General features: G+C 48.1%; 13 protein-coding genes. 2 read left to right on the forward strand and 11 right to left on the reverse strand.

Going from position 1 to position 14,426, the window contains the following annotated elements:
* Positions 1 to 118: 118 nt before the first annotated feature.
* The 5 genes from FB479_RS05715 to FB479_RS05735 form a co-directional block, all read right to left on the reverse strand.
* On the reverse strand, positions 119 to 631 hold the full coding sequence (locus tag FB479_RS05715; RefSeq protein WP_012685596.1) for an adenine phosphoribosyltransferase: 513 nt from the start codon (positions 629 to 631) through the stop codon (positions 119 to 121).
* Positions 632 to 643: 12 nt separating this feature from the next.
* On the reverse strand, positions 644 to 2,992 hold the full coding sequence (gene recJ / locus FB479_RS05720; RefSeq protein ID WP_142063221.1) for a single-stranded-DNA-specific exonuclease RecJ: 2,349 nt from the start codon (positions 2,990 to 2,992) through the stop codon (positions 644 to 646).
* 115 nt (positions 2,993 to 3,107) lie between these two features.
* Positions 3,108 to 4,040 carry a protein translocase subunit SecF gene (gene secF, locus FB479_RS05725; RefSeq protein ID WP_106656739.1) on the reverse strand — a complete coding sequence of 311 codons (933 nt, stop codon included), beginning with the start codon at positions 4,038 to 4,040 and terminating at the stop codon, positions 3,108 to 3,110.
* Positions 4,030 to 5,265 (reverse strand): protein translocase subunit SecD, encoded by a 1,236-nt coding sequence (secD, locus tag FB479_RS05730; RefSeq protein ID WP_142063224.1) that lies wholly within the window; start codon positions 5,263 to 5,265, stop codon positions 4,030 to 4,032. The genes secF and secD overlap by 11 nt, the downstream gene beginning before the upstream one ends.
* Positions 5,266 to 5,439: 174 nt before the next feature.
* Complete coding sequence (locus FB479_RS05735; protein WP_106656741.1) at positions 5,440 to 5,676, reverse strand: post-transcriptional regulator; 237 nt, start codon at positions 5,674 to 5,676, stop codon at positions 5,440 to 5,442.
* 87 nt (positions 5,677 to 5,763) lie between these two features.
* Here FB479_RS05735 and spoVB point away from each other — a divergent pair, with 87 nt between their 5' ends.
* Complete coding sequence (gene spoVB / locus FB479_RS05740; RefSeq protein ID WP_106656742.1) at positions 5,764 to 7,350, forward strand: stage V sporulation protein B; 1,587 nt, start codon at positions 5,764 to 5,766, stop codon at positions 7,348 to 7,350.
* A 3-nt stretch (positions 7,351 to 7,353) separates the two neighbouring features.
* Here the strand turns inward: spoVB and FB479_RS05745 are convergent, their stop codons facing one another.
* Entirely contained in the window at positions 7,354 to 8,067 is a 714-nt protein-coding gene (locus FB479_RS05745) for a DUF421 domain-containing protein (RefSeq protein ID WP_106656743.1), read from the reverse strand.
* Between the two features lie 68 nt (positions 8,068 to 8,135).
* Positions 8,136 to 9,113, reverse strand: a complete 978-nt coding sequence (gene corA, locus FB479_RS05750) for a magnesium/cobalt transporter CorA (RefSeq protein WP_007717563.1) — start codon at positions 9,111 to 9,113, stop codon at positions 8,136 to 8,138.
* A 130-nt stretch (positions 9,114 to 9,243) separates the two neighbouring features.
* Between corA and FB479_RS05755 the strand changes: the two genes are divergently transcribed.
* Positions 9,244 to 9,660, forward strand: coding sequence for a TIGR04086 family membrane protein (locus FB479_RS05755; RefSeq protein WP_142063227.1), 417 nt, complete (start codon positions 9,244 to 9,246; stop codon positions 9,658 to 9,660).
* A gap of 49 nt (positions 9,661 to 9,709) precedes the next feature.
* On the opposite strand, the gene yajC is transcribed toward FB479_RS05755, so the two are convergent.
* The 4 genes from yajC to FB479_RS05775 form a co-directional block, all read right to left on the reverse strand.
* On the reverse strand, positions 9,710 to 10,030 hold the full coding sequence (yajC, locus tag FB479_RS05760) for a preprotein translocase subunit YajC (protein WP_106656745.1): 321 nt from the start codon (positions 10,028 to 10,030) through the stop codon (positions 9,710 to 9,712).
* 18 nt (positions 10,031 to 10,048) lie between these two features.
* A complete protein-coding gene (tgt, locus tag FB479_RS05765; protein ID WP_142063230.1) occupies positions 10,049 to 11,179 on the reverse strand; it encodes a tRNA guanosine(34) transglycosylase Tgt in 1,131 nt (376 codons plus the stop codon).
* Positions 11,180 to 11,297: 118 nt separating this feature from the next.
* The gene (gene queA / locus FB479_RS05770) at positions 11,298 to 12,326 is read right to left on the reverse strand and encodes a tRNA preQ1(34) S-adenosylmethionine ribosyltransferase-isomerase QueA (RefSeq protein ID WP_142063233.1); all 1,029 of its coding nucleotides are present in this window, start codon (positions 12,324 to 12,326) and stop codon (positions 11,298 to 11,300) included.
* A 43-nt stretch (positions 12,327 to 12,369) separates the two neighbouring features.
* On the reverse strand, positions 12,370 to 14,304 hold the full coding sequence (locus FB479_RS05775) for a SpoIID/LytB domain-containing protein (RefSeq protein WP_106656747.1): 1,935 nt from the start codon (positions 14,302 to 14,304) through the stop codon (positions 12,370 to 12,372).
* Positions 14,305 to 14,426 lie beyond the last annotated feature (122 nt).

The following is a 14,426-nucleotide window of genomic DNA, read 5'->3' on the forward strand; positions in this document are numbered from 1 at the left end:
TCATACTATTATCTTGTATGTCGTTCGTCTTGTAAAGCTGAATTCCCCTGTAAAGTATGTACAGCCGTAGAAAAAAGAAAAAAACGGGCATTTTACCCGTTTTTCCTTGTTGTATCAATTAATATTGAACGAGCGATTTGATAGGAATTTCACCGATTTTGCTACGTCCATCCAAGTAGGACAGTTCGATGAAGAAGGCAGCTCCTACTACTTTGCCTCCGAGTTGCTCAATCAAATTGATTGTTGTCTCAATCGTTCCACCTGTCGCCAGCAAATCGTCTGCAATCAGTACGCGCTGACCTGGTTGGATAGCATCTACGTGTACAGCAAGTGCATCTTTTCCATACTCAAGGTCGTAATTCGCCTTGATGGATTCATATGGCAGCTTGCCAGACTTGCGGATCGGCACAAAGCCAATTCCCATTTCATACGACAAGGGAGCACCTACTACGAATCCACGTGCTTCTGGACCCGCAATCACGTCTGCTTGTACTTCACGAGCGAAGACAGCCAAGTCTTGAATCGCAGCTTTGTAAGCAGGGCCATCCTTCAACAGAGTAGTGATGTCCTTGAAACGAATACCTGGCTGTGGAAAATCCGGGATAACTCGAATGTATTGTTTAAAATCCATGAAAAATTCCTCCTAAACGGTGGCTGGTTCCACCAATTGATGAAGCGCTTGAATCATTGCATCAGAAGAAGAAAGCAATAAATCTGTAGCAAGCTGTGCCTCTTCCTTCCAATTCGCGTAAAGCACAGAGCTCTCGAGCGGCTTTTTCGTAGTGTTGGCCTGCAACGTGTACTGCTCAGCCTCTTCTACTAAAAACTCCAGCTCCATAAAGATGGCGATCATGCCGTCCAATAGATTTCTTTTCCATTGCAGCTTTCTGGCCAATGCATCCATGTGGATTTTTTTAACAGTTGGCACCTGTACGAAAAACTGGTACAACTGTTTAAAATGATCCCGGCCCGGACAGGAAAGCCGCTCCATTCCCAAATCCGGATCACCAAACAAACAGTATATGCGCTCCGCTTGTTTGAGCAAGTTACGAACCACTTCCAATTCGGATCGACGCGTCGGCAAATCATACAAAATCACGTTGGAAGAGGCAGTAATGCTCGTACCCTCTCGACCAACCACGAACAAGGAATTCACCTGATCGCTTGTTGCTTTCGCTGCCAACGGCTCATAGCTTTCCGCGCGAAATAGAATGGTCACCGAGTTTGACTCGGCCATCACTTGCTGCCATTTCTCTATCTTGTCTCGACTGCCTCGCCAGTCAAATACTTGCTGGTGTCCAACAGACAAATCACGGATCGTCAGCTGAGGCTTTCGATTACCGTTCCATTCGTTTACAGACAATTCTCCCAATACGTGAAAACGTGCCTTGGGCGTTACTCTCTTTGTTACATGTGCCCAGTTGAAACCAATTGCATCCAAAGAGGTTCCCGCTTTGTTCAAAGTACACTTCAAATGATTGTCATCTCGCCCAATCGTGCGCATACCTTGTGTTTCTACTTCTTCTAACAAAACGAGCGGTGTTGGATTCCCCATTCCATATGGGGCAAGCTGTTCGAGTTGCTCCGCTGCGGTCAAGCTGATCTCTTCCATACTCATCGCAACGTCCACTTTGGTCATCGGCGTGAAGTCTTCAGCGGACAACCACTCTCCAGCGAGCTCATTTAATTTTTGACGTAATAAGTCGAGATTTTCTACAGGCAAGGTCATCCCCGCTGCCATTGTATGACCGCCATAGTGCGGCAGCCATTCCTTGCAAGCAGTCAGACCTTCATACATATCAAAACCTGCAATGCTTCTCGCAGAGCCTTTTGCCGTTCCTTTTTCGGGATCGATGCCAAGTACAATCGTTGGACGGTAAAAAAGCTCAACCAATCGGGAAGCTACGATCCCTACCACGCCTACGTTCCAGCCTTCTTTAGCCAAAACAAGCACATTGTTCTGGTCTGGCGGATACAGCTCATTCACCATCTGTACAGCTTCCTCAGTCATCGCTGCGACGATTTCCTGACGTTCGCGGTTTAAGTCGTCCAGCGCCTGGGCACATTTCTCTGCTTCGTCCATATCCGAAGTCGTCAGCAATTTCACAGCGGATTCTGCCGTCTCCAGCCTTCCGCTCGCATTCAGACGCGGTCCTAGCGCAAAGCCTACATGTCCCGCAGACAGCTCGGTATCGGCCAGTCCACAAACTCGGATTAAGGCCTGTAGACCAAGGTTCCGTGTATGATTTAAGCGCTTTAATCCTGCTCGAGCAAGAATACGATTTTCATCTACCAACGGCACCAAATCCGCTATCGTCCCCAATGCAGCCAAATCAGCCAAATGCAAAGGCGGCTCCTTCAGCAAGGCATGCCCCACTTTAAAGGCGACCCCCACTCCCGCCAACATATCAAACGGGTACGAACAGCCGGGCTTCTTGGGGTTAATCACAGCAAATGCCTCCGGGATGATTGCCGGAGGTTCGTGGTGGTCGGTTACAATGACGTCAAGACCCAACTGATTCGCGTACGCTACCTGTTCGACTGCACTGATCCCTGTATCGACAGTGATGATCAGTTTATAGCCGCTATGATGCAGATGCGCCAAGGCGTCTTTATGTAACCCATACCCTTCTGTAAAACGGTTGGGAATGTAGTAGTCAAAAACAGCGCCGAGTTGGCGCAGTAGATGTACCATTAGCGATGTGGAGCTAACCCCATCGGCGTCGTAATCGCCGTATATACAAATCGGTTCTTGCCTTTGAATGGCTTGTTGAATGCGATGCACGCTTTGTTCCATTCCATCCAGCAAGAAAGGGTCATGAAACAATTCTGGACCGGCTTGCAAAAAATCACGAGCCTTTTGTGATGTGTCAATGCCACGTATCACCAGTAGCTTGGATACGAGCGGAGTAAGCTGGCAATCTGCGGCAATACTAGCAGCAAGCTGCTCATCATAGGTGGCCAGTTTCCAGCGTGTTTTCGCTTTCAGCATGGGCTTTCCTCCAATCCTCATTCATTATAGAGGATGGAGCACAAGCCTGACAATAGTAAGGCTTTCTCCGGTAAAAAAAGGAGAAAGCCGCGGGAATATCCCCGCGGCTTTCGGATTAGCTTTCGTTTGGAGCAGTGGAAAAGCGCTTCCTGTTCATTTCTCTCTTTTTCAAAGAGACCCAGATTTGCGCAGCGATAAAGATCGAAGAGTAGGAACCGCTGAGCAATCCGAAAATCAGTACCAGAGAGAAGTTGCGAATCCCTTCGCTTCCCAGGAACACAATCGCAACGGCTGTCGCCAAAACGGTTACTACGGTAAAGACAGAGCGGCGCATCGTCTGCCACAAGCTCACATTTACCAGGTGTTCCAGGTCTTCAATTGTCTTGGTCTTCATCACGCGTTGATTTTCACGGATACGGTCAAAAATAACAATCGTATCGTTCAACGAATAACCAACGATCGTCAAAATAGCAGCGATAAAGGTCAAGTCAACCTCGAGTCGAAACACGGAAAACAACGCGATCGGGATAAATACGTCATGCAGCAAGGCAATCGCACACGCGACCCCGATCAAGAACTGGAAGCGGAACGCTACATAGATGGCAATTCCAAGTGCAGCAAACAAAATTGCCAGACCCGCATTGCGCACCAATTCTTGCGCAATAATCGGATCAACTGTAGCCTCTTGCTTGGTTACCTGCTCACCGTACTTGGCTTTCAATCCCTGTTCAATCTCTGTCAGCTTTTCCGGTGGAATGGTTTCTTCAAAGCGTGTATAGGCCTGTTTTTCCCCATATGCGGTCACATCCGTAAAATGTGTCTCCGGCAGCTTTTCCCGGATAATCGCATCTACATCAGTAGTCGAGAAATCTTTCCCGATATACATATCCAGACGTGTACCTGCTTTAAAATCAACTCCGAGATTCAACCCAAGAGTGAACATGGACAGCAGGCCCAACACAAGAATAATCAATGAAATCACAAAAAACTTTTTACGGTTTTTTACAATGTTGTACTTATCAGCGTACTCAAGTGCTCTATAACTCACCAATTTCACTCTCCTTTACCCCGAACCAAGACGGCTTCTTAAATAGGTTCGTACGGATCAACAAGCCGAGGAGGAAACGAGAGGCAAAAACGTTTGTAAAAATACTTACGATCGTTGTCAGCATCGAGATAATCGCAAAGCCTTGGATAGAGCTAGTCCCGAAGAAGTACAATACCACAGCTGCGATCATAGCCGTAACCTGTGCATCCAAAATGGTGACCAAGGAACGTCGTTCACCTGCACGGAATGCAGATAGAATCGTCTTACCGGAACGAATCTCTTCCTGAATACGTTCGTAGGTAATAATATTCGCGTCCACGGCCATCCCGATTCCCAAAATAAAACCAGCGATCCCTGGCAGTGTAAGCGTCGCATCCATCCAATCCAAGAAGAGCAGGGAGAGATAGATGAAAGCTGCCAATGTAATGTTAGCGACCAGACCTGGCAAACGATAAACCACCAGCATGAACAGGAAGATAAAGGCTCCACCGATATATCCTGCATACAAGGTTTTTTCCAAGGACATCGCACCAAGTGTAGCCCCTACAGATGTTACCTGTTTCTCAATCAGCTTGGCCGGCATTGCACCGGAGTTAAGTAAATCAGCCAACTCTTGCGCCGATTCTTGCGTATAGTCACCGGTAATTTGTGCACTACCACCGGAAATGACAGACTGAATCGTCGGATTGGTCTGCATTGTATCATCTAAGAAGATTCCCATTGGCTTACCAAGATTTGCACGAGTCACGTCTTCAAGAAGTTTCGGTTCTTTAAATTTGACGGTAACCAACGGTCTTTTCAGGTCGTCGTAACCGACTGCTGCTCCCCCCGGAGCCAAATCGCTACCTCTCATCAACGTCTTGCCTTGTACGTCACGGAACGTAAGGACGGCTGGCTTGCCGATCAACTCGCGAAGCTTTTCCTGATCAGCATCGTGGGAGGCAATCCTCACGCGGATTCGGTCCGGCAGCTCGACGTTTACCTCTGGTTCGGTAACGCCACCGATATTCACCCGTTTTTCGACCATTTGCGCTGTTGCAGCCAATAATGTTGTATCGACCTTTTGTCCTTCATTCAGGGGCTCTACCTGATACAAAATCTCAAAGCCGCCCTTTAGATCCAATCCTAGTGTAATATTGCTTGCTACTTGTCCAGTCGTGGTAAACAGACCGCCCAACAAGCCCACCACAACCAGGAACAAAACAAGTCTGCTCCATTTAATCATGTAATACCCCTCTTTCCTAGCCGTGCCTCGTCGTCGACACGAAAACCAATATGCCCATTATAGCGAAGTAAGAAAAAACGTGTCAATTGATGCTGGAAAAGCGAACCATGGTAACCAACCCCTTATCTGCATCGCGCATTTTTACCTATACGATTTAGATAAGAAGAAGTTTCACTACGAATTTTTGTACATTTGAATCATGAGGTAATTCATATACTTGTTTGGCTTCAAGGACAAAATGTCGTTGACAAGCTGGTGGATCGGTGGCATTTCTTTATAGCCGTTCGTGACGCATTCCCAAACGTCTTCCGGTGCCACGTTGTCGTACCCCAAGAGAGCAAATTCCTCTGCTTTGCTTACACAAAGACTTGAGACTTGTCCATACCATTCCTGTTTTTGCGCTTGGTCCATCCCAATTTCCCCCTCAAAGTAGTCATGCCGACAGCGGCACGTCCATATTCTTTACTGAGTGAATTTATCCTTGCAAAGGAGCCTTCCATGAAACAATCCTTCTTTTACGGAACGGTCATCCTCATTATTGCTGGTGGCATTACCAAAGTGTTTGGCTTTGCTCACAGGATCGTGTTGTCGCGCATTATCGGAGCGGAAGGAATGGGGCTTTATCAGATGGTTGTGCCCCTTTTATACTTTCTGATTACTGTGACGACATTCGGACTTCCGGTTGCCATTGCAAAGCAAGTGGCAGAGACGGAAGCAGCTAATAATCCGCGGCTGACTCGCCGATTTTTGTTCCTAGCCTTGTCGGTCGCCGGCGGGATTAGCCTCTTCATTTGCGTCCTGCTCCTCTTGTTCTCTCAATGGATTTCCGGAATGCTATTCGCAGACCCTCGTGCACACATTGTCCTGCTTGCAGCCATTCCGGTCATCCCGATTTCCGGCATTTCTCTTGTCTTGCGAGGGTACTTCCAAGGCAAGCAAAACATGATCCCTACGGCCGTCTCTCAGCTTGTGGAGCAAGTCGTCCGAATGGCATTGGTCGTTGTCATGACGATGTCGTTTCTTTCTGCAGGCATTGAGTACGCCACAGCAGGGGCTGTCGCCAGCATTATTTTTGGAGAAGCCGCCGGACTCTTGTACATTCTCTGGCAGTATCGCAAAGGCAGCAAAAAAGCAGCAGCCGAGCTCCTGGATAAGCCCCTTCTCATGACGGTTTCTGCAAGTAAAACGAGTTTGTCGCAACTCATCCACGTCGCACTCCCTGTCACGCTAAGCCGCGTCATCGGCTCCATCGCTTACGTGCTAGAGCCGATGCTCGTACCGTACGCGCTCGTCATTGCAGGCTTTACCACCTCGACTGCTACTGGTTTGTACGGACAGTTTGCCGGGATGGCTGTTCCTTTGTTGCTTTTTCCCACTTTTTTAACGTATTCCTTGTCCGTTTCCCTCGTTCCTGCCGTGGCTGAAGCGGCCTATCAAAAAAATGCTCCACTCGTGCATCGCCGCATTTATCAAGCCATGCGGATAACACTCGTCATCGGAGCACCTTGTACCGTCTTGCTCACTATTTTTGCAGAACCTTTATGTGTCCTGCTCTACGGCAATGAGTATCGGGAGGTTGGCGTACTGCTAAAAGAGCTGGCACCGTTCTCCGTCTTCCTATTTTTCCAAGCACCGCTTGCAGCCGCCTTGCAAGGCCTCGATTACGCTCAGGTCGTCTTTCGAAATACGCTGATCAGTGCCATCGTCAAAACTGTCGCCATGTTTTTTTTCACGGCACATCCAGCATTCGGTATTCACGGCGCTGTCATCGCTCTTAATATCGGCATTACGCTTGGGACGTTATTGCATTTTGCCAGCCTGATCAAAAAAATCGGGTTTACGATCGACCTTCGGGAATTCGGCAAAATCGCGGTCGCCATGCTACTCATGGGTTATTCTGGTTCCTACATTGCCAAGCACTGGTTTATGGACATTTCGATTGGACAGCTATTGACTGCAAGCACCTTCATTAGCACCTTGCTGTACATTGTCCTGCTCGTCGCCATGCGCGTCTTGGGCAAGCAAGATGTGCGTCGCATTCCGTGGATCGGCGAACAACTCGCCGTGTTCTTCCCTCGCCGCTAGCGCTTATTGCAGCGGCTTGTCTTTTTTGTCCAAATACATGATGCCACGTTCGTCAACGCTGCAAAAAGAAACCTCTCGAATGTCTTTGATTCCGTATTTCCGGATTTCTCGTTTCAGCCAAAGCTCGTTTTGTCCGATCTTGCTCAATGCCTCCGTCCTCACCTTGCCATCGAGAATCAGTGGGATGGGCAGACCTTTGTACGAGATAGAACCGACTTGAGGCTTTCTCATCAACGATAAATCTTCCCTCGTAATCTTGTCTTTTTGCTCCTTTAAAAACACACTCATCTGTCCGGTTGGCTCTAACACCGCAAATTCAACATCACCAATGTTTTTTACGTCTTTTTGCCGCAGATGCACCATCAAATCATCCATGTTCAAGCGATTGCGACGCATCGCATGCTCCCTGATTTGCCCATTTTCTATAATCAAATCGGCAGAGCCGTCCACTGTATCGCGGAATTTCTTGCTCTTTAATGACACATAAGCGAAGGCGACTTCCAATAAGGCAATCAACAGCATCGGCAAATAAAACCGAAGAGCAGGTTTATCGACATCCTCAATCGCCAGTGCAGCCATTTCTGCCAGCATGATCGAGATGACCACATCAAAAACGGACAGCTTTCCCAATTCCCGCTTTCCCATCAACCGCACCAAGATCAGGAGGAAAAAATACGAGAAAAGGGTGCGAAGTAACACCATTGTAAGATTATCCACTTACGCTGCCCCCCAAAGAACATTTGATACTAGTGTTCAACAGGGGGCAGGGAAAGTATTAGCACCAATTACAGCCACTTTCTCTTGCGGAAAATGTGAAGCATGGCAAACGTCATGGCAAGCATAATCACGAGTGCCACGATCAGCATATACGGTTCGGCTTCTTCACCCAGCCATGCGAAAGTATTCATCCCGAATAGTCCGGTGATAAATGTCAACGGAAGGATAATCGTGGAGATGATGGTAAGAACTCGCATCGTCTCCGTTGTTTTGGCGCTAATGATGGTGTAGTACGTATCCAACGCACCGTTAACCAGATCACGGAAGGTTTCCGTTGAATCCGAAATCCGCTCCAAGTGGTCTGTTAGGTCGGTGTAGAACGGAACGTTTTCCTCGGAAATGTCGAAGGAGTAACGGCCGTTGACGTTCGCGAAAATTCTTTTTTGTGGCATGATCACACGCCTGATTAAAATAATCGTTCGCTTCAACGCCAGGAACTCTTCGGTAATTTCCTCCATCTGATGTTCATAAATCTCGTCCTCCAGCTCGTCAATCCGCACACTAATCCGATCAATAATGGGAAAATATTCATCGGTAATCCCGTCTACAATGGCATACAGCAAATAGTCAGGACCTCTGTTCAAGTAAGAAATGTTGCGGTGACACATGGCAGCGATCCGACCGATGGTATTCATCGGGGACTTGTGGATCGTCACGATGTAGTTAGGGCCGAGAAAAACGTTCAGTTCTACCGTTGTGATCTCGTCATCGCTTTCTTCATTGTAACGCAGGGCGTGAAAAACGAAGAAATAGTAGTCATCGTACTTGTCTACCTTGGCACGTGGACTGACGTGCAGGCAGTCCTCAATTGCCAGCGGGTGAAAGTCGAAAATCTTGGCAATATAGGGCAGTTCATTGTTTCCCACATCATACAGATCGATCCAGAGCAAATCCTCTGGTGATTTCAGCCATTGATCCTTCGTTGCCAGATCAACGTCGTGAAACATCTTCTGTTCAGAGTGGTTATAAAAGTACGTTTTGATCAATCTTCCTCACCCCCGTCTTGTTCCCCATCCATCATACGAAAATTCCTATCAATGTTCAACGCGAAGATGAATACGTGAGCCAAGCCTCTCATATAGATGTACAAACACTTCCAATAAGGGGGTACATACCGTGCGAAGTGCATCCACCTCTGTACTGACAGGTCTATTGTATACGACATGTCTTGTTTTAATTGGAGCGTTGCTCGCGACCTTGCTCCTTAGCTTCACCTCGATACGTGAAGGCACGCTGCCCTATTTTACGTATGTGATCAATGCCATCGCTCTCTTAGTCGGGGGATTCGTTACTGGACGTCGTTGCGGCGGCAAGGGCTGGTACTACGGCGGACTTACCGGACTCACTTACTTCCTTTTCATCCTCTTGATCGGCTTCCTCGGCTTTGACGCCCCGATGCAATGGGGGACCTTCCTGTTCTTGTTCGGCGCTTTTGGCGTGGCTGCGTTAGGTGGGATTCTCGGCGTGAATTCAGCCAATTCCAATAACAAGCATAAAGGCGGTAAACCTAAAGTTATCAAGCCTCGCCGCTAAAACAAGACAGAAAAAAGCAGGTGGATCACCCACCTGCTTTTCGCATGTATTATTTGGATTCTTCTTTTGTTTCTTCGCTCTTCGCTGGTTCACTCTTAGCAGGTTCGTTGCTAGCAGAAACTACGTTGTTGATCGCGCCACGATCGAAAGTAACGTTTACGTTGTGAGCAATACGCAACGTAACAGTATCATCAGACAGGTCTTGGATCGTTCCATGCACTCCACCGATTGTTACGATCTTGTCGCCTTTTTTCAGAGCACCAAGCATAGCGTTGCGTTGTTTTGCCTTCTTTTGTTGCGGACGAATCAGCAAGAAGTAAAAAATCGCAAACATGATGATAATCGGTAAAAACTGAGTCAAGTCACCCATGAAAAAAATCCCCCTCGATTAAAAAGATCTATCTTCACCCAATCCATATTGAGCGAAAAACTGGTCGCGGAAATCTTGCAAGCGGTCTTCGGCAATCGCCTGACGCACCTGTTCCATTAACTTCACCAAGAAGTGCAGGTTGTGGTAGGTTGTTAACCGGATGCCAAAGGTTTCCTCCGACTTGACCAGGTGTCGGATGTAAGCACGTGTGTAATTTTTGCAGGTGTAGCAATTGCAATTTGGATCAAGCGGGGTAAAATCACGCGCGTATTTTGCATTGCGGATGACCAGTCTTCCCTGGCTTGTCATGCATGTCCCATTGCGGGCAATTCTTGTCGGCAACACACAATCAAACATGTCGATGCCGCGGATCGCTCCCTCAATAAGAGCATCTGGTGAACCAACCCCCATCAAATAGCGGGCTTTGCTTGTCGGAAGCAGTGGAACGGTATGCTCCAGCACTTCGTACATCAAAGGAAACGGTTCTCCCACGCTCAAACCGCCGATCGCGTATCCTGGGAAATCCATGGAAACGAGATCTCGTGCACTTTGTGCGCGCAAATCGTTGAACATGCCACCCTGAACGATTCCAAACAACGCTTGTTCGTTTGGACGAGTATGCGCCTTCAGGCAACGCTCTGCCCAGCGGGTTGTTCGCTCCATTGATTTTTTTACGTAATCGTACTCCGCAGGATAAGGAGCACACTCATCGAACGCCATGAAGATATCGGCACCCAACGCGTTTTGAATCTGTGTAGCCTCTTCAGGACCAATAAACAGCTTTTCTCCGTTTAGGTGGGAACGGAAGGATACTCCTTCCTCCGTGATCTTGCGGAGGTTACTAAGGCTAAATACTTGAAAACCGCCGGAATCAGTCAGAATGGCACGGTCCCAATTCATAAAGCCGTGCAGTCCGCCTGCCTCGCGAACAATTTCATGCCCTGGACGAAGAAACAAATGGTACGTATTACTGAGGATGATGCCCGCGCCAATCGCTTTTAACTCCTCGGGGCTCATCGTCTTTACTGTCGCTTGTGTACCGACAGGCATAAAGACAGGGGTGTCAATCGTCCCATGAGGGGTATGTAGCTTACCGAGACGTGCACCAGTTTGCTTGCATGTTTTGATTAACTCGTAGCGTACAGCCAAATCTTTTGCACTCCTCAAGCTATGTATGTAAGTCTTACCTATTATAGAAAAACTTCTGGGTGAAGTAAACCCACCTGACTAATAAGTATACACTTATACAGGTGGGTTGATCACATTTTTATAAAATTAACATCGCATCGCCAAAACTGAAGAAGCGATACTCCTCTTCCACAGCCGTTTTGTAGGCACGCATCACATTCTCTTTTCCAGCCAAAGCACTCACTAGCATGACGAGCGTAGACTTCGGCAAGTGGAAGTTCGTCAGGAGCCCGTCCAGGATGGAAAACGTATAGCCCGGATAAATGAAAATATCCGTCCACCCAGAGGTTGCCACCAGCTTTCCTCCATTCGCGCGCCCTACTGTCTCCAATGTGCGGCAGGATGTCGTCCCGACAGCGATTACTCTTCTTCCTTCTTCTTTTGCCAGGTTCACCAGCTCTACTGTTTCCTCAGGAATTTCATAGTACTCCGCGTGCATGACATGCTCTTCCACGGAATCCGCTGATACAGGGCGAAAAGTCCCAAGTCCCACATGCAGTGTCACGTAAGCCAGCTGTACGCCTTTTGCAGCGATTTGTTCCAAGTACTGCTTCGTGAAATGGAGGCCGGCAGTCGGAGCTGCTGCCGAGCCGCGCTCTTTCGCATAGACTGTCTGGTAACGCTCACTGTCCTCCAGTTGTGCGTGAATATACGGCGGCAAAGGCATCGAGCCTAATTGGTCGAGAATCTCATAAAAAATTCCCTCGTACAAAAAGCGCACGATTCGTCCACCTGTCTCTGTTACGTCTTCACAAACACAACGCAAAAGACCGTTACCAAAAACCACTTCTGTCCCCGGCTTCATCCGCTTCCCGGGCTTCACCAGCGTCTCCCAGCGATCGTCACCAAGTGATTTCAACAAAAGGATTTCTATTTTTGCACCAGTCTCAGCCTTTTCTCCAATCAATCTGGCAGGTAAAACGCGGCTGTCATTCATGACGAGTACATCCCCTGCCTGGAGGTGATCGATTAAATTGGTAAATTGCTGATGAACGATATTGCCTGTTTGTTTCTCTAACACGAGCAATCTCGATGAAGTTCGGTCTTCTAGCGGGTGCTGAGCGATCAAATGCTCCGGCAAATCAAAGTCAAATTGTTGCACGTCCACGAAATCGTTACTCCTTTTTGCGGTAGATCTTGTGGCAAACGACTTACTTTTCGATTGTCACATCCTGGTAGTAGTGTTGCAAGATATCTTTGTAGTCATACCCTTCCTCTGCCATCGCACGAGCTCCGTATTGCGAAACGCCAAGTCCGTGCCCAAAGCCAGTACCACGGAAGATGAATTGCGAACCATTGATCATTTCTACTTCAAACTTTGTGCTGCGCAGAGGGGAGCCACCTTGTTGAAACACAGAACGGAAAGCATCCGGTGAAGAAACGACGATTGGCGTCCCGTTCGCTTCCATCGCAATCACACGTCCCGATGGCCCTCTCTCCGTCACTTTCAAGCTCGTTACGTTTCCTGAAATGCGTGGAGCTTTGTTCTTGTCATGCGCGGCATTGATCATGACTGCAAGCTCTGTTGAGGTAAACGGGCCACGTGTCCACGAATATGCATTTTCTTCTTTTACTTCTGAGAGGATCGTTACTTCTGCGCCAGTAGGGAGTACAGACAACACACGATGAGTCGTTGTACTTGGACCGGAGCGCAAATTGGTATTCTCGGTCGAAATGACCGCCATTCTTTGTCCCGCTGAATTGCTCTGGCCTGTTTCGGTTACCAGATCATTTCTTACATAGCCGAGCGTTCCATCTGCTAAAGCCACGCGATACCATATGCTCGCCTTGTCCATTGGAGATGTGTCTTTACTCTCGACAGATCGCAAATAAGGAACCGGATTGCCCCATACTTCTGTACCGTCTGCCGTCATACCGCCAGCATTGGAGTAGAATAGCGACTCAGCTGGTTTGCCTTGGTAGTAAATGATTTCGCCTTCTGTCTTGTCAACGGCTTCACGTACATCCTCAGACTCTTTTGTATAACCATAATACGCCTGTTCGAAAACCGTATCGGACACATTGGCAACACCATACTTATTGCCTTGCCACACAGCACGAGTTCTCGACAGGACTGCCTGTGTTTTCAATGCTTCCATCGGCCAGCCTGGAGCCATTTCAGAGCCAACGACTCCATACAGATACTCTTCCATAGGAAGCTCATTTACTAGCGTCAAGTGACCATTGTATTCCGATAGCTCCATCTCACCGCGATATGTACGCTGCTCTCGCTCCACAACGCCAATCACCGATTCATCGCCTGCTTTATTCGCTTCAACAGTCAGCTTTACTTGAGGGGAGAATACGTACTTCCAAATCACTTCATCCGGTGATCCGTATACATCCTGCTTCAATATAACATAAGATTGGCTGTCAGGCTCCTGATAGGAGAAAGAAGGGAATGCGGCACTTGCTCTTCGTTTCAATTCTTTCACGGCATCAGGACTAGCCTCGTCCCCGATCCAAACCGCATATTTGACTTTATCCCCATCTGATACCATCACGGGATAAGCTGGAATACCTGCTGCTTCAAATGACGCTTGCCATTCTTGTGCTTCCTGTAAACTTTTGAATTTACCCGCTTCAAGTCGCAGTGGACCTTTTACCAGCGGATTCTGTCCGATCGCTTGGGCAACCGTTTTTGCCTGATTGGCTGCCGCCTGATACGTATCATACGTTCCGCTTACGACCTGATAGACGGTCTGACCGTTGCGCTTTGCCACCTGGATCGAGCCCTCGTATTTTCGTTGGCTCATTTGCTGTGCAATCTGTTGTGCGCGATTCCAGTCACCTGTTTCGGCAACGATCAGATGATATTCATCAACCCGGTAACGAGCTGCATCTCCCTTTAATTCAGGTAAATCTGTCTTGCCTTCGGGTCCATTGAGTACGACTTCCATTCCATTTTCAGCCGTTAACGTAACGGAAGGAACTACTCCCCGATAGCCTTGTCCTGTATCCACAAATAGCGCAACTCTGATATTGTCACCGGCTGCCTGCGCTGGTACTTGTCCTCCTACGAGAACTACTGATAGCAGGCCCACCGAAAGGACTTTCCCCATCCATTTCTTTCTCATGTCGTCCATTGTCCTTTCTCCACCTGATTTCGTCTAAGATTGATTTCGTCAAAAAATGGCATGTCTTCCCATGTTTTTCGACAATCGCAGGCTGATCTCCTGCCATTTTCGTAAAATGGGACCAAACGCCC

This window comes from Brevibacillus sp. AG162, assembly GCF_006715575.1.
GTDB classification, from domain to species: Bacteria; Bacillota; Bacilli; order Brevibacillales; family Brevibacillaceae; genus Brevibacillus; species Brevibacillus brevis.